General features: G+C 27.0%; 1 pseudogene. It reads right to left on the reverse strand.

From position 1 onward, the window contains the following. Window positions 1-230, reverse strand: a pseudogene (locus ELQ11_RS09875) (autotransporter outer membrane beta-barrel domain-containing protein); the annotation flags it as partial.

A 230-nucleotide genomic window follows, 5' to 3' on the forward strand; every position in this document is an offset into this window, starting at 1 on the left:
TTTCCTATTTTTTTAGTTAAATCATTTTTAATCAAAGCAGCTTTACCTTGAGCTTTGATATAAACTTCTTGACCTTTTTCTGTAGTAAATAAGGTATTAAAGTATTTTAAACCTGCATAATAGGTTCTATTATTAATATCAAAATAAGTTGAGCTCATTTTTGTATCTTCATAACCTGCATACACACCATATATTCCACTGTCTTTTAAAGTAGAATAACCTATGATGGT

It is taken from the genome of Campylobacter sp. US50a, assembly GCF_004379015.1.
Classification (GTDB): domain Bacteria; phylum Campylobacterota; class Campylobacteria; order Campylobacterales; family Campylobacteraceae; genus Campylobacter_D; species Campylobacter_D jejuni.